At 48.3% G+C, this 19204-nt stretch carries 21 protein-coding genes and 3 tRNA genes; 18 read left to right on the plus strand and 6 right to left on the minus strand.

Annotated elements, in window-relative coordinates:
* The first annotated feature begins 4 nt into the window (after positions 1-4).
* From guaB to EXW96_RS25960, 10 genes are all read left to right on the plus strand, one after another.
* Positions 5-1462 carry an IMP dehydrogenase gene (guaB, locus tag EXW96_RS25915; protein ID WP_062410189.1) on the plus strand — a complete coding sequence of 486 codons (1458 nt, stop codon included), beginning with the start codon at positions 5-7 and terminating at the stop codon, positions 1460-1462.
* 130 nt (positions 1463-1592) lie between these two features.
* On the plus strand, positions 1593-2888 hold the full coding sequence (locus EXW96_RS25920) for a D-alanyl-D-alanine carboxypeptidase family protein (protein ID WP_309225225.1): 1296 nt from the start codon (positions 1593-1595) through the stop codon (positions 2886-2888).
* 120 nt (positions 2889-3008) lie between these two features.
* A complete protein-coding gene (gene pdxS, locus EXW96_RS25925; RefSeq protein ID WP_062410187.1) occupies positions 3009-3890 on the plus strand; it encodes a pyridoxal 5'-phosphate synthase lyase subunit PdxS in 882 nt (293 codons plus the stop codon).
* Positions 3891-3925: 35 nt separating this feature from the next.
* Positions 3926-4498, plus strand: coding sequence for a pyridoxal 5'-phosphate synthase glutaminase subunit PdxT (gene pdxT / locus EXW96_RS25930; protein ID WP_062410186.1), 573 nt, complete (start codon positions 3926-3928; stop codon positions 4496-4498).
* 11 nt (positions 4499-4509) lie between these two features.
* Positions 4510-5793, plus strand: a complete 1284-nt coding sequence (gene serS, locus EXW96_RS25935) for a serine--tRNA ligase (RefSeq protein ID WP_054819849.1) — start codon at positions 4510-4512, stop codon at positions 5791-5793.
* Between the two features lie 47 nt (positions 5794-5840).
* Positions 5841-5930, plus strand: a tRNA-Ser gene (locus EXW96_RS25940).
* A 258-nt stretch (positions 5931-6188) separates the two neighbouring features.
* Positions 6189-6536, plus strand: coding sequence for a hypothetical protein (locus tag EXW96_RS25945; protein ID WP_054819850.1), 348 nt, complete (start codon positions 6189-6191; stop codon positions 6534-6536).
* A gap of 18 nt (positions 6537-6554) precedes the next feature.
* Positions 6555-6737, plus strand: a complete 183-nt coding sequence (locus EXW96_RS25950; RefSeq protein WP_054819851.1) for a hypothetical protein — start codon at positions 6555-6557, stop codon at positions 6735-6737.
* Positions 6738-6761: 24 nt separating this feature from the next.
* On the plus strand, positions 6762-6905 hold the full coding sequence (locus EXW96_RS25955; RefSeq protein ID WP_054819852.1) for a small acid-soluble spore protein P: 144 nt from the start codon (positions 6762-6764) through the stop codon (positions 6903-6905).
* Between the two features lie 450 nt (positions 6906-7355).
* Positions 7356-8093 carry a stalk domain-containing protein gene (locus tag EXW96_RS25960; protein ID WP_174351751.1) on the plus strand — a complete coding sequence of 246 codons (738 nt, stop codon included), beginning with the start codon at positions 7356-7358 and terminating at the stop codon, positions 8091-8093.
* 139 nt (positions 8094-8232) lie between these two features.
* On the opposite strand, the gene EXW96_RS25965 is transcribed toward EXW96_RS25960, so the two are convergent.
* Positions 8233-8421 carry a hypothetical protein gene (locus tag EXW96_RS25965; RefSeq protein WP_054819855.1) on the minus strand — a complete coding sequence of 63 codons (189 nt, stop codon included), beginning with the start codon at positions 8419-8421 and terminating at the stop codon, positions 8233-8235.
* Between the two features lie 71 nt (positions 8422-8492).
* On the minus strand, positions 8493-10862 hold the full coding sequence (gene helD / locus EXW96_RS25970) for an RNA polymerase recycling motor HelD (RefSeq protein ID WP_174351752.1): 2370 nt from the start codon (positions 10860-10862) through the stop codon (positions 8493-8495).
* 128 nt (positions 10863-10990) lie between these two features.
* Here helD and map point away from each other — a divergent pair, with 128 nt between their 5' ends.
* Positions 10991-11743: a type I methionyl aminopeptidase gene (gene map, locus EXW96_RS25975; RefSeq protein WP_174351753.1), complete on the plus strand. Its 753-nt coding sequence runs from the start codon at positions 10991-10993 to the stop codon at positions 11741-11743.
* A 57-nt stretch (positions 11744-11800) separates the two neighbouring features.
* Here the strand turns inward: map and EXW96_RS25980 are convergent, their stop codons facing one another.
* Positions 11801-11959 (minus strand): hypothetical protein, encoded by a 159-nt coding sequence (locus EXW96_RS25980; protein WP_160327400.1) that lies wholly within the window; start codon positions 11957-11959, stop codon positions 11801-11803.
* Positions 11960-12063: 104 nt separating this feature from the next.
* A tRNA-Arg gene (locus EXW96_RS25985) sits at positions 12064-12139 on the minus strand.
* A 151-nt stretch (positions 12140-12290) separates the two neighbouring features.
* Here EXW96_RS25985 and EXW96_RS25990 point away from each other — a divergent pair.
* Genes EXW96_RS25990 through EXW96_RS26005 form a run of 4 tightly spaced genes read left to right on the plus strand, consistent with a single transcriptional unit; the run spans position 12291 to position 15121 of the window.
* On the plus strand, positions 12291-12812 hold the full coding sequence (locus EXW96_RS25990) for an RNA polymerase sigma factor (RefSeq protein WP_375162773.1): 522 nt from the start codon (positions 12291-12293) through the stop codon (positions 12810-12812).
* Positions 12809-13327, plus strand: a complete 519-nt coding sequence (locus tag EXW96_RS25995) for an anti-sigma factor family protein (protein ID WP_054819856.1) — start codon at positions 12809-12811, stop codon at positions 13325-13327. Before EXW96_RS25990 ends, EXW96_RS25995 begins: the two co-directional genes overlap by 4 nt.
* Complete coding sequence (locus tag EXW96_RS26000; protein ID WP_062410181.1) at positions 13314-14480, plus strand: hypothetical protein; 1167 nt, start codon at positions 13314-13316, stop codon at positions 14478-14480. The genes EXW96_RS25995 and EXW96_RS26000 overlap by 14 nt, the downstream gene beginning before the upstream one ends.
* The gene (locus EXW96_RS26005) at positions 14477-15121 is read left to right on the plus strand and encodes a LiaF transmembrane domain-containing protein (RefSeq protein WP_054819857.1); all 645 of its coding nucleotides are present in this window, start codon (positions 14477-14479) and stop codon (positions 15119-15121) included. Before EXW96_RS26000 ends, EXW96_RS26005 begins: the two co-directional genes overlap by 4 nt.
* Positions 15122-15301: 180 nt before the next feature.
* On the opposite strand, the gene EXW96_RS26010 is transcribed toward EXW96_RS26005, so the two are convergent.
* Together EXW96_RS26010 and tadA are read right to left on the minus strand one after the other, a co-directional pair.
* Positions 15302-15375, minus strand: a tRNA-Pro gene (locus EXW96_RS26010).
* Between the two features lie 163 nt (positions 15376-15538).
* On the minus strand, positions 15539-16006 hold the full coding sequence (gene tadA / locus EXW96_RS26015; RefSeq protein WP_256380571.1) for a tRNA adenosine(34) deaminase TadA: 468 nt from the start codon (positions 16004-16006) through the stop codon (positions 15539-15541).
* 396 nt (positions 16007-16402) lie between these two features.
* Between tadA and EXW96_RS26020 the strand changes: the two genes are divergently transcribed.
* From EXW96_RS26020 to ychF, 3 genes are all read left to right on the plus strand, one after another.
* Entirely contained in the window at positions 16403-17107 is a 705-nt protein-coding gene (locus EXW96_RS26020; RefSeq protein WP_174351754.1) for a flagellar brake protein, read from the plus strand.
* 80 nt (positions 17108-17187) lie between these two features.
* The gene (locus EXW96_RS26025; RefSeq protein ID WP_174351755.1) at positions 17188-17904 is read left to right on the plus strand and encodes a peptidoglycan recognition protein family protein; all 717 of its coding nucleotides are present in this window, start codon (positions 17188-17190) and stop codon (positions 17902-17904) included.
* A gap of 159 nt (positions 17905-18063) precedes the next feature.
* Positions 18064-19164 carry a redox-regulated ATPase YchF gene (ychF, locus tag EXW96_RS26030; protein WP_174351756.1) on the plus strand — a complete coding sequence of 367 codons (1101 nt, stop codon included), beginning with the start codon at positions 18064-18066 and terminating at the stop codon, positions 19162-19164.
* The last annotated feature ends 40 nt before the right edge of the window (positions 19165-19204 follow it).

Below are 19204 nucleotides of genomic sequence, written 5' to 3' on the forward strand. Positions count from 1 at the left end.
TTTTGTGTGGGAAACTAAGTTTGCAAAAGAAGGACTGACATTTGACGATGTATTGCTTGTTCCGCGTAAATCGGACGTTTTCGGTAAAGAAATTGATGTTTCAACCCAATTGACCAACCAAATCAAGCTTAACATTCCGTTTCTCAGCTCAGCAATGGATACCGTTACGGAATCTGCTTTGGCGATTGCTATAGCCCGGGAAGGCGGTATTGGTATCATTCATAAAAACATGACGATTGCCCAACAAGCGGAGGAAGTTGACCGGGTGAAGCGCTCCGAGAGTGGCGTTATTACGAATCCGTTCTCCCTTACGCCGGAGCACCATGTTTATGATGCGGAAGAATTAATGGCCAAATACCGGATCTCCGGAGTACCGATTTGTGATGAAAATAACAAATTGGTCGGCATTTTGACGAATCGCGATCTTCGTTTTGTCCATGATTACTCGATCAAAATTAAAGAAGTGATGACGAGAGAAAAACTCGTAACTGCTCCTGTAGGAACTACGCTTCAGGAGGCTGAAGTCCTTCTCCAGAAACACAAAATCGAGAAGCTGCCTTTAGTGGATGAAAACATGATTTTAAAAGGCCTTATCACCATTAAGGATATTGAAAAAGCGATTCAATTCCCGAATTCGGCTAAAGATAAGCAAGGCAGGCTGCTTGTAGGTGCAGCTGTCGGCGTATCCAAAGATGTAATGGAACGTACGGCCGCTTTGGTCGAAGCCGGTATCGATTTGATTGTTGTAGATTCCGCTCATGGGCATCACATCAATATTCTCAATACCGTGAAAAAAATTCGTGAACAATATCCGGATTTGCCGATTTGCGCAGGTAACGTCGCTACAGGAGAAGGCACAAGAGACTTGATTGAAGCCGGGGCGAGCATTGTTAAAGTGGGGATCGGACCTGGATCCATTTGTACAACGAGGGTCATCGCAGGAATCGGTGTACCGCAGATTACAGCCATTTACGATTGCGCTTCAGTAGCGAGACAATATCAAGTGCCGATTATTGCAGACGGCGGTATTAAATACTCAGGAGACGTTGTCAAAGCTATAGCGGCAGGGGCCAGCGCGGTAATGATCGGCAGTCTTTTTGCAGGCACCGAGGAAAGCCCCGGCGAATCGGAAATTTTCCAAGGCCGCCGTTTTAAAGTGTATCGTGGTATGGGCTCTCTTGGAGCGATGAAGGATGGCAGTAAGGATCGCTATTTTCAGGAGAACGAAAGCAAGCTGGTTCCGGAGGGCATTGAAGGACGGGTACCGTACAAAGGACCTCTGGCGGACACGCTTTATCAGTTGGTCGGCGGACTTCGTTCGGGTATGGGTTACTGCGGAGCGAAAAACATTGATGCGCTGATCAATGAAACAACATTCATTCGGATCACCGGTGCAGGTCTACGGGAAAGTCATCCGCACGACATTCAGATTACAAAAGAAGCGCCGAATTACTCCTTATAAAAAGAAATCAAAACCTAAAATGCGGAACGGAAGCTATGGCTTCCGTTCCTTGTTTTTGTACAGCTTCCCAGGCATGTGGTACAATAAAACAGGCTTGTCTATGCCATAAGATGAAATTCTAATACTGGGAGTGAGATGGTTGTTTCGTTATGTTAAAAAAATTTGTTCTGTCGTAGTTGTCACCCTCTTATTAAACGCGTCACTTACCCTGGTTCAGCCAACACCGGTTCAAGCTGCGGATACCCCTGTGGATTTAAAACTGAATGCCAAATCCGCTATATTGATGGAAGCGAGCACAGGCCAGATTTTATATGAATATAACGCAGATGAGGCACTACCTCCCGCAAGTATGGCTAAGATGATGACGGAATATTTAGTAATGGAGGCAATTAAGTCTGGCAAAATCGATAAAACAACGATGGTTACCACCAGTAAATACGCGTCGGAAGTGATAGGTTCGCAAATTCTGTTAGCTGAGGGAGAGCAAGCTACGGTAGATGATATGTTCTCCGCATTGTCGATTTACTCGGCAAACGATGCTGCAGTAGCGCTAGCTGAACATATAGGCGGGACAGAAGAAAATTTCGCCAAAATGATGAATGAAAAAGCAAAAGAATTCGGATTGTCGGAACAAGCTCATTTTATTAATGCGACAGGATTGGGACGGGCCGACCTTGGTAAGTATGCTCCCCAGAATTTGCAGGGGGAAACGCTCCTTTCTGCAAGAGATGCAGCTATCATCGCCTATAATATCTTAAAGGATCATAAGGAAGTACTGGAATATACGAAAATCCCGGCCAAGAAATTCCGTGAGAGAGACACGACACCAATGATTAACTGGAACTGGATGCTTTGGGACAACCGGAACACGACCAATTTTAAGCGATATGCTTATGAAGGCCTCGACGGTTTAAAAACAGGAAGCACGAATGAAGCCGGCTATTGCTTTACCGGAACAGCGGAACGTAATGGAATGAGGCTGATCAGTGTCGTGATGGGAACGTTAACGGAGCCAAGCCGGTTTGAAGAGACCCGCAAAGTGCTTGACTACGGTTTCACGAACTTTGAACTGAAACAGGTCCTGGGTGCGAAAGCTGAAATAGATTCCATGAAAACAGTGAATATTAAAAAAGGTGTGAAAACACAAGTGCCGGTCGTCACGGAAACTGCAGTTTCCATCGTTGCCAAAAAAGGCGCCGCGGCCGATCAATTTACGATTACAGCGGCACCGGCAGATGAAAGTAAGCTTATCGCCCCGATTACACAGGGTCAGGTGCTTGGGACGGTCAAGGTTTCCTATAACGGAAATGAACAAACAGCTAATTTGGTGGCAGCCGAGGATGTAGAGCAAGGAAGCTGGATCCGGCTGTTCTTCAGAGCGATCAAGGACTTTTTTGTAGATACGGTCAAAGGTGTCACAAGCTGATGAAATCCGATAAAATGGGTTGTTTATTTGCTCCTATTGATGTAAAATATTTGTTTAGTTAGTTTGTCCTATTAAGGCCGATCGTCGAAATATATCGATATGTTGTGGGAGGAATCGGAAATGGAAACTGGTACATCGCGCGTTAAAAAAGGTATGGCAGAAATGCAAAAAGGCGGCGTCATTATGGACGTCATGAGTGCAGAGCAGGCTCGCATCGCTGAAGCGGCAGGCGCCTCCGCCGTTATGGCGCTTGAAAGAGTGCCTTCCGATATTCGTGCGGCCGGAGGAGTAGCTCGTATGGCCGACCCTACGATTGTAGAAGAGGTTATGAAAGCTGTATCCATTCCTGTTATGGCTAAAGCACGGATCGGCCATTATGTTGAGGCGAAAGTGCTGGAATCGATGGGCGTAGACTATATCGATGAAAGCGAAGTGCTCACTCCGGCGGATGAAGTGTTCCATATTAATAAACATGAATTCACCGTACCGTTCGTTTGCGGTGCAAGAGATCTTGGCGAAGCGCTCCGCAGAATCGGGGAAGGCGCATCGATGATTCGTACAAAGGGTGAGCCGGGAACGGGAAATATCGTTGAAGCGGTTCGTCATATGCGGATGATTACCGGACAAATCCGGAAGATCCAGTCCTTGTCCAAGGACGAGCTGATGGCTGAAGCGAAAAATTTGGGGGCTCCTTATGAGCTGCTGCTTCAAGTACATGAAACAGGACGTCTTCCTGTTGTAAACTTTGCTGCAGGCGGTGTGGCTACACCGGCAGATGCAGCGCTGATGATGCATTTGGGTTCGGACGGCGTATTTGTCGGGTCCGGTATTTTCAAATCGGACAACCCTGAAAAATTTGCTAAAGCGATTGTTGAGGCGACTACCCACTATACAGATTACGAGCTGATTGCAAATATTTCGAAAAACCTCGGTACGCCAATGAAGGGAATTGAAATTTCCAAACTGCATGTCTCCGAGCGGATGCAAGAGCGCGGTTGGTAATCCATTTTTTTCGTTCGGGAAGAAGGTAGTGTGAGATGAAAATCGGAGTTTTAGCGCTGCAGGGTGCCGTGGCTGAACATATTAAAATGATAGAAAAGGCCGGGGCGCAGGGCGTTGTCGTAAAAAAAGTGGAGCAGCTGCAAGAAATCGACGGAATCATTATTCCCGGAGGCGAAAGCACTACGATCGGGAAACTGATGAGGACTTATCATTTTGTGGATGCCCTACGTGAATTTTCACGGCAGGGCAAGCCGATTTTCGGCACCTGTGCAGGCTTAATTGTTCTTGCAAAAAGCATTGTCGGGCAGGAAGAGGCGCATCTGGAGCTGATGGATATCGAAGTGGAGCGAAACGCTTTTGGGCGGCAGCGTGAAAGCTTTGAAACCGACTTGGATATCAAAGGCATCGATAACAATGTTCGAGCTGTGTTTATTCGCGCTCCTTTGATTGTCAAGGTGGGCGACAATGTGGACGTGCTGTCTACCTATCGTGACCAGATCGTGGCCGCTAGACAAGGGCATTTGTTGGCAGCCTCGTTTCATCCGGAATTGACCGATGATGAGCGGATGCACGCTTATTTTATAGACATGGTACGTGAGACGAGGTAGGAGGGATCTCCTTGTTGGATGTAAAATTACTGCGCAGCGATATGGATAAAGTAAAACAGGCCATGAAGAATCGGGGAGGAAATAACCTCGAGGAGCTGGATCGTTTTACTAGCCTGGATCTTAAACGCAGAGAGCTTTTACAAGAAGTGGAGCAGCTGAAAAACCGCCGTAACGTGGTTTCACAGGAAGTGGCTCGGCTGAAGAAGGCTAAGGAAGATGCGAATCATCTGATTGAAGAAATGAAGGTTGTCGGAGACCGCATTAAAACATTGGATGAAGAAATTCGCGTTCTGGAGTCTGACCTCGATGCTATCGTGCTGGCTATTCCCAATATTCCTCAAGACGGGGTGCCGGTAGGTGCATCCGAGGAAGACAATGTGGAAATTCGCCGTGTGGGCGAAGTACCGAGCTTTTCGTTCGAGCCGAAGCCGCATTGGGAAGTGGCGCAGCAGCTGAATATATTGGATTTTGAGTCTGCGGCGAAGGTGACTGGCTCGCGCTTTGTGTTTTATAAAGGGCTTGGTGCTCGCCTGGAGCGGGCTTTAATGAATTTTATGATGGATTTGCATGCGGACCAGCACGGGTATCAGGAGATACTTCCGCCGTATATCGTAAACCGGGATAGTTTGACGGGAACGGGACAGCTGCCGAAATTTGCAGAAGATGTTTTTAAAATCGATGAAACAGATTATTTCTTGATTCCTACGGCTGAGGTTCCGGTGACCAACTATCATCGGGATGACATATTATCCTTGGAGGATTTGCCTAAGTATTTTGTGGCGTTCAGCGCTTGCTTCCGTTCGGAAGCCGGTTCTGCCGGACGTGATACCCGGGGTCTGATCAGACAGCATCAATTTAACAAAATTGAACTGGTGAAGCTGACCGCACCGGAGCAATCCAATGAGGAGCTCGAGAAACTGACGATGGATGCGGAGAAGGTGCTGCAGCTGCTCAAGCTGCCTTACCGTGTGCTGTCGCTTTGTACGGGTGATTTGGGCTTCTCGTCGGCGAAAACGTACGATCTTGAGGTATGGCTTCCAAGCAGCAATACGTACCGCGAGATTTCGTCTTGCAGTAACTTTGAGGATTTCCAAGCACGCCGAGCTAACATTCGTTTCCGCCGCGATACCAAGGCGAAACCCGAATTCGTGCATACGCTCAACGGATCAGGGTTGGCTATTGGCCGAACCGTCGCCGCCATTCTGGAGAACTACCAGCAGGAAGACGGCAGCGTTTTGATTCCGGAAGTGCTTCAGCCGTATATGGGGAATGTAACGAAAATCAGTAAAAATTAGAGCTTGATCATGCTTTAGTTTTTGTGATACAATGCTTGTTGTCACCCGGAGAGGTGGTCGAGTGGTTTAAGGCAGCGGTCTTGAAAACCGCCGTGGTCGTGAGGCCACCGTGGGTTCGAATCCCACCCTCTCCGCCATTTATAATAATAAATGGTCCATAAAACAAAAAAACAGCGACCTGATAAGGGTCGTTTTTTTTGACAGATAAGAAAGCAGCGGGTGGAACCCCACACCCCTTCCCTCCTTATCCAACGTATGGGTTTGCACGATAAAGGATCTCGCCGGAGGCGAGGTTTTTCTTATTGTGTAACGGAACCTATGGCTTTTTTTACTTAGGTACGCTTGGTATAAGGAGGATGGCATCTCCGCATGTTAGTAATGTGGAGGTGTTACTCATGAGCAAAAAGGATAGCCTGCAAGTGGACCAACAGCAACTGGCCGAGGCATGGGCGAGAACGCTGCCTACCGTGCTGAATACCTCGGACAGAGCAGAAGTCCAGGCTGATGAGGCGGAAGCGAATGTGCTGCGCGTTCATATTGCTACGGCGGGTCGGAATAACTACGGCTTTGATTTCAAATGTACTTATGTCGATTCCAGAGAAGTGAAGGTCGACCTTGTTGATGTGGAACGAGACGGGGACAATGTCGATGAGCGAACGGACGTCATTCAGACGTTAGTTGATGATTATGTAAGGCATATCCATGAGTGTGCACAACAGCTTCATTCTTTTACGCACAGCTAAACGGAGGAAACGGCCAACATGACAAAAAATAAAAGCAGCGTAGATAAAAATCTGCAAAATGTCGTTAAAGATTTGGACAAAACGGTGGTTACCGGCCATCAGGCACAGCAGGTGCAGCAGCAAACCAACGATCACCGGCATCAGGATGCGTTAAATCATGATGAAACACCTCATACATCGATGCTGATGGATAAAGAGTAACCAGCGAAGGGAGACGGGAATCACATGCCTAAAAATATTCCTCAACCGGTAAACCCGCCGAGCGGCCGTCAAAACCAAGACGAGCACCGCCACCCGAATGAACCGTTATCCGGCTCGAAGAAAGTGAAAAATCAAAATCACAGCCGCCATAATAATGGCGAGGGTTAACAATAATCAACAGCCTCTTACCTTGAACTAAGACCCGGTTTGTGGACAGTTTATATCAAATAGCCATCGATTTAGCTAGCCAGTAATGACCTCTGAATTCGTCGGGGGTCATCTTTTTTAATGTCCACTGTTTCATGTGATCGAAGAACAATTCCATGTAATCTCCTCTGTGTGAATATCGAAGTTTAATAGTTGAGTAAGCTGATTTTACTAATTCGTTGCAATAATTAAGTTATAGATGATCTTGGAAAGGGGCCGGGTATTTTAAAATATAGTCTAATAGATGGAACGCAAACCTCCGATAAATTATTTACAGGAGCAATTTTAGTACAATTATCAAAACGGAGTACGAACGTTAGCGAATGGGGGAGGAATCAAAACGAGGTAAATTTTTCGTTGGAATTTACTACTGAACTACATAATCAAATAATACCGTGGAGGTATCGGTATATGTTAAAGGACAAATTAAAGGGTTTTACCGCGGGAATCATTGTAAGTGCGCTATTTGCGGGAACAGCTGCATATGCAGCAAGCGGGAGCACCATGCTTGAAGTTTTTTACGAGGTGAAAGATATTAAAATTAATAATGTTTCTAAAATGCCTGCCGAGGATAAGCCGTTTATTTATAATGGATCCACCTATGTCCCGCTTCGATTTGTTGCCGAAAATCTCGGACAAAAAGTAGGGTGGGATGGTGAAACCGGAACGGTGTTCATTGGAGAAACAAACGAACCGAATGAAGAATTTCTTGGAGAACGAGTCCAACCAATGAATACACAAAAAGTTAGTAACTGGAATGGTATCTCGTTAATTAATCACGGCAAAAAGATTCAGGATAATTTATCGAATGAGTATGAGAACTACGTTGCTTTTTATGCCGATTGGACATTGGATACAGGGGAGTCCATGTATCAAGAATATCCGTTAAATGGCCAGTATACTTCTTTCAAAGCCAAAGCGGGTATATTGAAGGAGAATCAAGACTCGCCGAACATTGTCACTTTCGTTATAGAAGGTGACGGAAAAGAGCTTTATTCCCATGATTTTGGCCCTGGGGAATTCCCGGAGGACGTGTCCGTTAGCGTAAAAGGTGTGAATAAACTCACGTTAAAACTAACAAAGAAAGAACATCTACGGGACGTAGATAATGGGTTTGGGGTTTTTAACCCGACGCTTAACTTGAAATAAGTTGAAATATCAAGGAATCCCGATTAGCATGGGGCTGCCGGCACGACCGGCAGTCCCTGTTTTGCGTCGGAAAGCAAATCCGGTTTGTTTTTCGGTTCAGATTAAAAATCAAGGGATCCCTTTGTTCACAATCGAAACCCTAATTATTATTCTCCAGCTCTACTTTGTTGAAGCAATCTTTCATCATTTCGTAAGCCATGGCTTCATCATCGGTATATCCGTATATGAAAGCACCGCCGGTTACCGCATCAATCACTTCATCAAATTGAGTACAGATGGAAATGGAAAACTCGTCATAAATGATGTAAAACAAGTGATCTGCGGACATGATTCGTTTCCACCTCGATTATGAAATTGATTCCTCATTTTACCATGATCCCATCGAAATGAGAACCGAGTTTAGAGGGTTCTCTTTGATTTTTCATGATGGTGAGACAGAAAGGGACTAGGCTGCCCCGTATGGAAAATCGTAAGCTTGTGCATAGCCCGGGTGCAGGCGGTATACAGCAGCTTTCGCTCAACTTCCCGATAGTAATGTTCGGCTGAGGCGTTATAAATAAGCACAGCGTCAAATTCGAGTCCTTTGGCCAAATAAACGGGAATGAGTACTACGCCGGCGTGAAACAATCGGGTCTCTTTAGTAATCCATTGAAGCTGAGGCAATTGGCTTGAGAGCTTATCGTACGCATCGCGGGTTTCCCGGGCTGTTTTGCATATGATGGCGATCGTGCCGATTCCAGACGTTTGGAGCCTCTTCACTTCCCCAAGCAAGACGTCCGTCAGCATGGCATGATCAGACACGGCTATCAGTTTGGGAGGCTCCCCGCTGCGGCTGAACGGCTCTACAGGCTCCCCGCAGGGCAAAATCGCCTTGGTGAATTCGGCGATTTCTTTGGTTGACCGGTAGCTTCGAACCAGTCGTATGAACTCCACTTGTTCAGGACCATATAAATCGTAGATTACTTCGTAGCCGGCCATGCCATGATCGGCTTCTGCTGTATGATGCGCAGAAATGGCCTGATTGAAATCACCCAGCAGCGTCATTTTGGCCCAGGGGAACAAGCGGTTCAGGAATACCAGTTGAAAGGGCGAGTAGTCCTGTGCCTCATCGATAATGACATGACGGACCGTATTATACGATGGAAAGCCCTCGATTAATCCGGTCAAGTACAGAAACGGAGTCGCATCTTCGTAAGTCAGCCGGCCGCGGTCCATTTGCTCAAGGGTCAACCGACCGATTTCCTCCCATTCCGGAGGGAGCTCAAGTTCTTTGTCCCCGGCGGTTAGGGCAAACCGGGAGACATCGGATATCAGCTGTCTGTATAGTGCCGCAGCCGAAATAAATCGCAGCTGTTTGATCTTCTCCCGGAGCGGCTTGAATTTTTCGTGTACAACGTATTTACTGAGCAGCAGCGCTTCCTGCATCGCGTCATCAAATGCTGTCTCCCGGTCGCCTTTTTGCTTCCGAAGCGCGTTGTAAGCTCGCTGATAGACTTCCTTATCCAGCAGCTCGATTTCCTCTTTCACCCACGGCTTCATTCTTTCCTCTTTGGCCAGCCGTTTAAGCTCTTTCAGAAGCCATTCCTTCACTAAGTGTATTTTGATGCTCAGCTTTATAGACCCGTCCAGGCTATAAAAATAGTTTGCCATTTGCTGCTTGCCGATCAGTACCCTTCCTCGAAAGACCAGGTCATTAAACCGCATGTCTTGGGACTCCAACCCCCGGGCATATTTCTCTATGATGTCGACAAAGGCTTTGGATGATTTAAAGCGGATGCTGCTCCTGCGTATTTCATCTCCAGGATCACCATGGGTATGAAGCATCGCTTCCATTTGCTCGTACGCATCCTCCACTTGAAATTGCGAGCCAAGGCGCAGCTGCAGATAGTCCTGATAGGTCGTTTGCTGCATATTGGCTTCGCCAAGCTCAGGAAGGACGCTTGAGATATAGCTGTTAAACAGGGCGTTAGGACTGAACAGCACCATATTGTCGCTGTTAAGCGTTTGGCGATGCTTGTAGAGGAGATAGGCGACCCGTTGCAAAGCGACGGATGTTTTCCCGCTGCCTGCCGCTCCTTGAACGATCAGTACCCTGTGGCGGTCATCCCGGATGATCTGATTCTGCTCTTTCTGTATCGTGGCCACAATGGATTTCATATGGTCATCGGTACGCTGCCCGAGAATGTGCTGAAGCACTTCGTCGCCGATGGTTATTCCTGTATTGAACATCGCTTTGATTTCGCCGCCGCGAATCATGAATTGGCGTTTTAAATCCAAGGTGCCGGAAATCGTCCCCATAGGCGTCTCGTAATTGGCCGGGCCCGGCGAATAATCGTAAAACAAGCTCGAAACGGGCGCACGCCAATCGTAAACCCAGTATGTCTGTGTCTGCTCATCCAGAACTGAAGCGATTCCGATGTATATTTTCTCAGTATCGGAAGAGCCTTTTTCCGTAAAATCAATCCTGCCAAAATACGGTGAGTTGTACATTCTCAGCAATCGGTATCGCGTATTTTCGGCATGCTGCAGGCTTCGTTCTTGACCGGCGAGCATCATGGACTGCTGCGTAATGCTGGTGTAGGTCTCCATGATGTCGTCGGGATTCGCCAGATTGACCGTAATGTCGTCCCAGAAATCTTTGCGTGCTTCGGTTACCGTCGATTTACGCTGTTCGGATAATTCCTCCGAGCGCTCGATCAGCTTTCGAACTTCATTCAGCACAAGCTTCAGCCTATGCTGCTCTTCCCACCAAGCGGCATCCTGTGTCAAGGGAGGTCAGCCTCCTTCTTCTATAATATGAAATCTTGTTCGGACATCTTACCATAGGGGAACTTTTACGAGCAATTGCGTACAATAGATCTAAGTGATATGATATTTGGAAATTCAGGAGGTTCGTTATGATTATCATCAAAACACCGGAAGAAATTCAACTGATGCGCAAAGCCGGTGAGATTCTCGCCAAGTGTCATCAGGAAATTGCCAAGATGATCAAGCCGGGGCTTACCACAATGGTTATCAATGATTTTGCTGAACGGTTTATTCAAGAGCAGGGGGCTGAACAAGTAGTCAAAGGGTTTAAAGGTTACCCGTTTGCTACTTGTACTTCTGTTAACGACGTGATCGCCCATGGATTTCCGAACGAAGAACCGCTGCAAAATGGAGATATCGTCAAAGTAGACATTGTATGCCGGTACAATGGGTGGTGTGCGGATTCCTGCCGTACATATCCTGTCGGAACGATCTCTCCAGAGGCGGAGCGTCTGATCCAAGTGACCAAGGAGTGCCTGTTGCTGAGCATCGAGAAGGCCGTAGCGGGAAACCGGATGGGCGATGTCATGCATGTCGTGCAGAAACATGCAGAAGGAGCCGGCTTCTCCGTGGTACGCGATCTGGTCGGGCACGGAATCGGGCGAAGCATGCACGAGGAGCCGACATTTCCTCATGTAGGCAAGCCGGGCCGCGGCGTTCGTCTTCAGGAAGGTATGGTTTTTACCATTGAGCCGATGATCAATGCGGGCAAGCACGAAATGTTTATCGAATTGGACGGCTGGACCGCCCGAACTTACGACGGCAGCCTGTCGGCTCAGTTTGAGCATACCGTTGCCATCACCAAAGACGGACCGCTGGTGATCACCGATGGCATATTTTGATCAGCGGTCTTCAAAAAGAAAAAGCACCGTCCGTACGACTACGGACGGTTGCCTTATTTAAGGTCGGTCGCCGTTCCTGGCAGAGGGACTCGGTATGGGCTCCCCGGCCTTCCCGGCGGACAAGCCTTCCTCGCCGGTGGCGTCCTCCTTCACGTCATTGATGTCTTCGTTGTTATAAATATATATTTCTTCGGTTGGATCAATATGTTTTTCCATAAAAAATCACCTCTTCGCTATTGTGGCGGCAGGGGTGATATTTTATGCGCGAAAATAATGAAAGACCTGTGAATCAGGCCTTGTGTGCTTTCAAAGGGTATGTATGGCGTCCCCGAGAGGACTCGAACCACTATCTGTCCTTTAGGAGAGGACTGCTCTATCCTGTTGAGCTACGGGGACATAAAACCATAGTTATTATATCATACGAAGGGCCGGGAAGAAAGTCCGTAAAAATATTTAAAAAAGATGCAGTGATGTCGTCGGCCATCGGCGTCTATTATCCAGAGAGGAGGGGGAGACGATTACGGAAGAAGCATGGATTGCACGAATCATAGATGGCGACCGGGAAGCGTTTCGTGAGCTGGTGGATCAGTACGGGAACCATTTGTTCAAGGCGGTATATTCTGTGCTCCGGTCGACAAAGGACGCCGAGGATGTGACTCAGGAAGCGCTGCTGAAGATATACGCGTCTCTCCCCCAATACCGGTTTCAAGGTTTGAAAACCTGGATGACACGTATAGCCGTCAACAAAGCGATTGATTTCAAACGGGCTAAAGACCGAAAGAAAGAAGAGCTGACGGATGAGTGGGAGGGACTGGGCGCGCGGCCCATGCTGAGGGAACGTCCGGTGGAGGATACGGTAATCAACCGGGAACGCAGCGATCAGATTCGCCATTATCTCGACCAGCTTCCCGAAAGTTACCGTGACGTCGTAGTTGCATTCTACATTGAAGAGAAGAGCTATCAACAAATCGCCGAAGAGCAGCAGATGGCGCTGAAAACAGTGGAATCAAAGCTGTACCGGGCCAAACAGTACATGCGAAAGGTATGGAAGGAGGAGGAATGGGAATGAATCATAGGAGAATGGAAACCTGGCTTCAATATGTGAAAGATGAGCTGACGAATGAAGAGAGGGCAATCTGTGAATCGCATCTGGACAGCTGCGATGCATGTTTTGAGCTGTATATGCAGTGTTTGGAACAGGCTGGCGATGTTCTGCCGCAGCTTGAGGACCAGGAAGCTTTCTCCGCTGCGGTGATGATGCGTCTGGAACAAGAAATGCCTTACACGAGGCCGGTAGAGATGGTGCCGGAGCAAACCAAACGTAAATTACGCATACCGTGGATTCAACATCCATTCTTTCATTATACGGTAGCTGCAGCCATTACGATGATTCTTATGAGCACCGGTGTCTTCCAGACCCTTACGCAGCACATTTCCCGGTTTGACACAGCCTCAGAGAAAAGAACAGCGGAAACACGGATTCTGCACGTTTCCGTTTCCGAGAAGCTCATGAACAAAACAATCGGCATGCTCGATTCCATTCAACCGAGATATGAAAGAGGGGATACCCATGAATCCAAATAAAAACCCGATGGTTGCTTTTATACTATCGTTCATTCCTGGACTCGGCCACTTGTACTTGGGCCGGCTGATTAAAGCGCTGCTGTATGGCGGCGGATTTTTCGGCTCGCTGCTGCTGTTGGTCGTGATGGTTGCGGTACGTATTCACCGTCTGTTCGGGTACAATGAAATTCCATACTTTTTTATGCTGTTTGTGGCGTTTGTCATTTGGGCGGTCAATATGATTGATATGATTCGTACGCTGCTGGGCAGGCCGCAGCCGCCGCTGCCGGAAAGCTGGGGAGGGGGAGGATCAGACCCGCATGGCAGTACGCAGACAGGGAATACCTCCTCCGTGTGGGGACCGTCACCGGCATCAGCTTCGCAGGCAGACGACCGTTTTGTTACCATGCTGCTGTCGTTCGTTCCCGGACTCGGCCACTTTCAGCTTGGGTTGATGCAGCGGGGGTTGGCGTTCCTGCTGACGTTCTTCGGGCTTACGATCATGATTATCTTCGTAACGGCGCTGACGAATAGAGGGGAGTTTATGGTCTTTCTGGGCGTGCTGCCGATCATCTGGCTCTACTGCATGTTTGACTGTGTACAGCACCTAAACCGCAAACAGCGGGGAGAGGAACTGATCGACCGTTCCATATTCGAAGATTATCAGGAAATGAGGGAAGCCGGAAAAAAGAACAAAACGCTTGGCATGCTGCTTTCCATCTTCCCTGGAGCGGGACATATGTATCTCGGTCTGCAAAAGCGCGGTTTGCAGCTCATGGCGGCTTTCCTGTTCAGCATCTACATCATAGACGTGCTTCGGCTGTCGCTGTTTCTGTTTCTGATTCCGATTCTATGGTTTTTCAGCTTCTTCGATGCACTGCAGTATATTTCAAGGTACGGGCGAGAGGAGATCAGAGATGTGCCTGTCGTGGATTGGCTGATCAACCATCAGAGGTGGGTCGGCATCGGATTGCTCGCTTTGGGCTTGTATTATTTGGTCGATAACGTCATGATGAACGGATTGGAACGATGGGTCGACGAGCAATTGAGCAGAGAAATTATGTATTGGTACCACCAATACTTCCATACGTTCATTGTATGCGTACTGCTGATCGGCGGCGGGCTTCGGCTCTTGTTCGGCAGCAAGCGGGAAAAGGGGGAAAAGACCTCGTGAGAACGTGGCGTGTAGGAACCTTATCCATGGGCTTGTCGCTTATTTTCCTGGGTGTGACCTTGTTTTTATCTCAACTGCAGGGCTTGAACGCTTTCGATACGTTTTTTGCCTGGTGGCCGATCCTGTTCGTGCTGCTGGGGCTTGAAATCCTTGTCTATCTGATATGGATGCGGAAGGAAAACAGCATGGTTCGATATGATTTGATGAGTGTGTTTTTCGTGGGTCTGCTGTTTATCAGCTCTTTTGGACTAACCTTTTTGACCAGCATCGGCGTTCTCGGGGAGGTCAGGCGGATGGTGGGTACAGTTGAACGGACCGTAGACCTTCCGGAGATGCGGGAAGCGGTAGATGAGAGGGTGAAGCGGATTATTGTGCAGACAAACGGTCCACAGGTCAAAGTCGATCAAACCGCGGAGCGGGCTGTCCATTTGTTCGGCAGTTACAGGGAAAGAACACAGGAGGACCAATTCCCGGAGGTTTCCGAAAAGAACGTGTATACCGTTCGTACCATCGGGGATACGATGTATGTTCAGGTTAAGCAGCCGCCGATTCGTCAAGGCTTTGACTCTTACTATCCTTACATGAATGTAACAGTGGTGCTGCCTCAGGATATACCGGCAGAACTGCGGGAACAGGGATAACCACCAGCCGGTGAAGATGTGACAACAGCAAAAAATCCCTGCAGGATCTTCCCGCAGGGTTATGAAGTCAAATATACCTGGAACAAGCTGATGCCGGTTGGGTTAACCTGCATCAGCCTGTTTTGCTTATCATCAAAAAAAGCCTTGAAAATCAAGGCTTTTTCTTCTTAAAAGAGAAAATCGAGACGACAGGATTTGAACCTGCGACCTCTTGGTCCCGAACCAAGCGCTCTACCAAGCTGAGCCACGTCTCGATGTTTTTGCAAAGCACTTAAAGGCTTTATTATTTTATCATGGGCAAGAAAAAAAGTAAAGAGAGTCGTATGCTCTGCCGGTACACAGCGCTGAGAATGTTCTGCGTGAATCGTATTCGGCCGCGTCCGGCATAAGCGATTTCATATTCAAGCGGTTTTCACACTACGCCTTTCCCCGTAATTTGCGAAAGAATTGGGTCAGCATGACCGCGCACTCTTCTTGAAGCACACCGCTGATAACGTCCACACGATGATTAAACCGATCTTCTTGAAGCAGGTTCATCAGTGTTCCGGCACATCCGGCTTTCGGATCGGGAGTGCCATAAATAACCTGAGGGATGCGGGATTGTACGATGGCACCGGCACACATAGGACATGGCTCGAGCGTAACATAAAGTCTGCAATCCAATAGACGCCAGGCATCCAAATGCCGGCTGGCCTGTTTGATCGCGATCAATTCGGCATGGGCGAGCGGATCCCGTGTCGTTTCGCGGACATTGTGGCCGCGGCCGATAATTTCATTACCGCGTACGATGACTGCGCCGATGGGGACCTCTAAAATCGACTCCGCTTTGCGGGCTTCATCGATGGCGGCTCTCATATAAGGCAGATGTTCCTCCCATAAAGACAATACGTACACCTCATTTAGCTTTGTGACCACAAGTTCGAACAAACATTCGTTGTTAACACACTGTGGATAACATTGTGGATAAGTCATTTGGTTTGTCTATTCCATTGTAGAAAAATCGTGCCTTCAGAGCAAGTTCATTTCCCGGCAATCCAGTTATTCACAGGATATCGAATATGTGAATAATCGATATTGAGTGAGCAGTGAGAAGAGATAAAGATGAAAAATCAGTTGAACGGCTTTCAAGCAAGCGATATAATGAAGTAACATATGAAATGGGTAAATTTACCTAATATTCGAGTTGGAATATAGTTATAAGGTCTTAGTTTTCAGCGTGGTAGTCACGATCCGCTAAAAAATAAGCGGGTTTCATTTGGTGTGAAAGGTGGTTTGCTTTCAATGAGTTCGCCTTCGCAAGGCAAATCGTTCGAGGTAGAAAGGATCAAGAATAGAAGCCAAAACGGTATTTTGCTGCAAAGCCGGATTATGGTAGAGAAAAAGGATTTTGTCTCCACGGGTATCCTTACTTATGCGGAAGGAGATATTATCGAGATCGAAATCTCGGAATATAAGGCATTCGAACTCGGGGATAAGGTCAAGCTGACGGTTTATTCTCCGGGTGGTGTATATGTGTTTGAGTCTACGGTTGTCGCCAAGGATCATGGTGCGCTCATGGTCATCAATCCTCCCAGTAATCAGAGTCGTTTCGCGGAAAAACGCGAGCATCCCCGGGTGAAGGTAAATCAAAGCGGAGTGATCGTTTCCATCAAGGAAACGAAGGGGGTCGAACGGCTGCTGCAAAATAAAGTTGATCTCACGGTTCATAATTTAAGTATCAGCGGATTAGGCTTTACGGTGCTGGAAAACATCGGTCTGGACACGAATTCGACGGTTAACGTGGCTCTCGATTTAGGCTTTACCTTGCAATGTGCTGCGGAAATCATAAGATCGGAAACGACCCCTGAAGGCTATTATTACGGGGCGAGATACGTGGATCTGACACCGGACAAAGCGAATTCCCTGCGGGCATTTATATTAAAAATGCAAGTAGAATCACACTATACGCTGAAAAAAGAAGAGATGCAGAATCGTAATTTCAAATAACTCGGGCAAGTGCCGCGGATCAAGCGCGCCTTTTAGCATAAGTTGATTCAAGCAATCATGCTTAAAGGTGGTGAGCAAACGTGCCGTTTCAAATGAAGTATGAGATTATTCCGCGCTATTTGCCTGGCCCAAGCAAGCGGCGGCCGATGCTGCCGCTTGCTCGGTGCCGTTTTATGGTTGCGCATGACACGGGCAATCCGGGGTCGACGGCCGCAGCTAACGTCTCGTATTTTCAACGAACGAGCAACGATATGTCATCCTCGGCACATATTTTTGTTGATGATAACGAAATCCTGGAGTGCATTCCCTTTTTGACCGGGCCTGCGGAGAAAGCATATCATGTCGTTTATAATGTTACAACGGACAATGCCAGATATGGAGCTGATGCGAACGATGCGGCGGGGGCGGTGGAGCTGTGCCACGGAGGGCGTATCCGTCTGACGGAATCGTACAAGCGTTATGTGTGGGTGATGGCCTATGCCTGCTACCGTTACGGTCTAAACCCGTCTACCGACATTGCAGGCCATTATATGCTGGATCCGGCGCGCCGCAGCGACCCGCAGCAGCCGCTTCGGCAGCTCGGCAAAACGTTTTCCGATTTCGTGAGGGATGTAGAAGAAGAGTACCGGGCAAGCGTCATACCGGAGCAGCAGATACTCATCTCTGCGGAGGATGCAAACAAGATGATCCGCTTTTTGTCGGCATCCTACTTTGCTGTAAATGATGCATCGGCTCAAGCGGAGTTTCATCGTCTGGCCAATGAGCTGCGCAGGATTTCGGGGCAGCCGGCACAATAAAGGAAGGATCCAAACCGGTCTGGCGGGAAGCGGGCCGGTTTTTTGTTTTCAGGCGGAGCAGGATTTTCCTCAACCGGTCAGATGACATGGGGGCTGTATTTGTAGTATAATCTTATGTTAGGAATTTACTAGTTGAACTTTTAAGGAGTTGTCCTTGACATGGCATTGAAAGCAGGGATCGTCGGACTGCCGAACGTCGGCAAGTCAACGTTGTTTAATGCAATTACGCAAGCCGGGGCGGAGTCGGCGAACTACCCTTTTTGTACCATAGATCCTAACGTTGGTGTAGTAGAGGTTCCGGATGAGCGTTTGCACCGGCTGGCCGAGATCGTGAACCCGAACCGTATTGTGCCGACAGCATTTGAATTCGTCGATATTGCGGGCCTTGTGAAAGGCGCAAGCAAAGGCGAGGGGCTTGGCAATAAGTTTCTGGCTCATATCCGCGAGGTGGATGCAATCGTACACGTGGTTCGCTGCTTCCAGGACGAGAATATTACCCATGTATCAGGAGTTGTGGATCCGATCAGCGATATCGAGACCATTAATCTCGAGCTGATTCTAGCGGATGTGGACTCGGTAGATAAACGAATTGAGCGGTCGCGTAAAAATATGAAGAGCGGGGACAAAAAATACGCGCAGGAGGTCGAATGCCTCGAACGGGTGAAAGAAGCGCTGTATAACGATAAGCCGGCCCGCAGTGTGGAGCTTAGCGACGAGGAAAAGCTGCTGATTCGCGACTTGCACTTGCTTACGATGAAGCCGGTGCTGTATGCGGCAAATGTCAGCGAGGCGGAGGTGGCCAACGCGGAAGACAACCCTTACGTCCAAAAGGTACGTGAGTATGCTGCTAAGGAAGGCGCAGAAGTGGTGCCGATCAGCGCAAAGGTGGAATCGGAAATCGCCGAGCTCGAAGGCGAGGACAAGCAGATGTTTCTCGAGGAGCTGGGGCTTCAGGATTCCGGCTTGAACCGGTTGATTCAAGCGGCGTACCGCTTGCTTGGGCTGTATACGTATTTTACGGCGGGAGTGCAGGAGGTCCGCGCTTGGACGATCCGCAAGGGTACGAAGGCGCCTCAAGCGGCCGGAGTCATCCACACCGATTTTGAGCGCGGCTTTATTCGGGCGGAGGTCGTTGGGTACGACGATCTGATCGCATCGGGTTCAATGAACGGAGCCAAGGAAAAAGGGCTGCTGCGCCTCGAGGGCAAGGAATATGTCGTCAAAGACGGAGACGTCATGCATTTCCGTTTCAATGTATAAGGAATTTTGGCTTGATGCATATACTCAAAAAAGAAAGGGT

The organism is Paenibacillus sp. JMULE4, assembly GCF_013337105.1.
GTDB classification, from domain to species: Bacteria; Bacillota; Bacilli; order Paenibacillales; family NBRC-103111; genus Paenibacillus_G; species Paenibacillus_G naphthalenovorans.

What these genes read in the sequence shown, in the direction of transcription:
- pdxS (WP_062410187.1), top strand. Translation starts at nt 3,009, where the DNA reads ATGGAAACTGGTACATCGCGCGTTAAAAAAGGTATGGCAGAAATGCAA.
- EXW96_RS26000 (WP_062410181.1), top strand. Translation starts at nt 13,314, where the DNA reads ATGAATCCAAATAAAAACCCGATGGTTGCTTTTATACTATCGTTCATT.
- EXW96_RS25960 (WP_174351751.1), top strand. Translation starts at nt 7,356, where the DNA reads ATGTTAAAGGACAAATTAAAGGGTTTTACCGCGGGAATCATTGTAAGT.
- EXW96_RS25955 (WP_054819852.1), top strand. Translation starts at nt 6,762, where the DNA reads ATGCCTAAAAATATTCCTCAACCGGTAAACCCGCCGAGCGGCCGTCAA.
- EXW96_RS25950 (WP_054819851.1), top strand. Translation starts at nt 6,555, where the DNA reads ATGACAAAAAATAAAAGCAGCGTAGATAAAAATCTGCAAAATGTCGTT.
- EXW96_RS25980 (WP_160327400.1), bottom strand. Translation starts at nt 11,959, where the DNA reads ATGGAAAAACATATTGATCCAACCGAAGAAATATATATTTATAACAAC.
- map (WP_174351753.1), top strand. Translation starts at nt 10,991, where the DNA reads ATGATTATCATCAAAACACCGGAAGAAATTCAACTGATGCGCAAAGCC.
- ychF (WP_174351756.1), top strand. Translation starts at nt 18,064, where the DNA reads ATGGCATTGAAAGCAGGGATCGTCGGACTGCCGAACGTCGGCAAGTCA.
- EXW96_RS25995 (WP_054819856.1), top strand. Translation starts at nt 12,809, where the DNA reads ATGAATCATAGGAGAATGGAAACCTGGCTTCAATATGTGAAAGATGAG.
- pdxT (WP_062410186.1), top strand. Translation starts at nt 3,926, where the DNA reads ATGAAAATCGGAGTTTTAGCGCTGCAGGGTGCCGTGGCTGAACATATT.
- EXW96_RS25945 (WP_054819850.1), top strand. Translation starts at nt 6,189, where the DNA reads ATGAGCAAAAAGGATAGCCTGCAAGTGGACCAACAGCAACTGGCCGAG.
- EXW96_RS26020 (WP_174351754.1), top strand. Translation starts at nt 16,403, where the DNA reads ATGAGTTCGCCTTCGCAAGGCAAATCGTTCGAGGTAGAAAGGATCAAG.
- EXW96_RS25965 (WP_054819855.1), bottom strand. Translation starts at nt 8,421, where the DNA reads ATGTCCGCAGATCACTTGTTTTACATCATTTATGACGAGTTTTCCATT.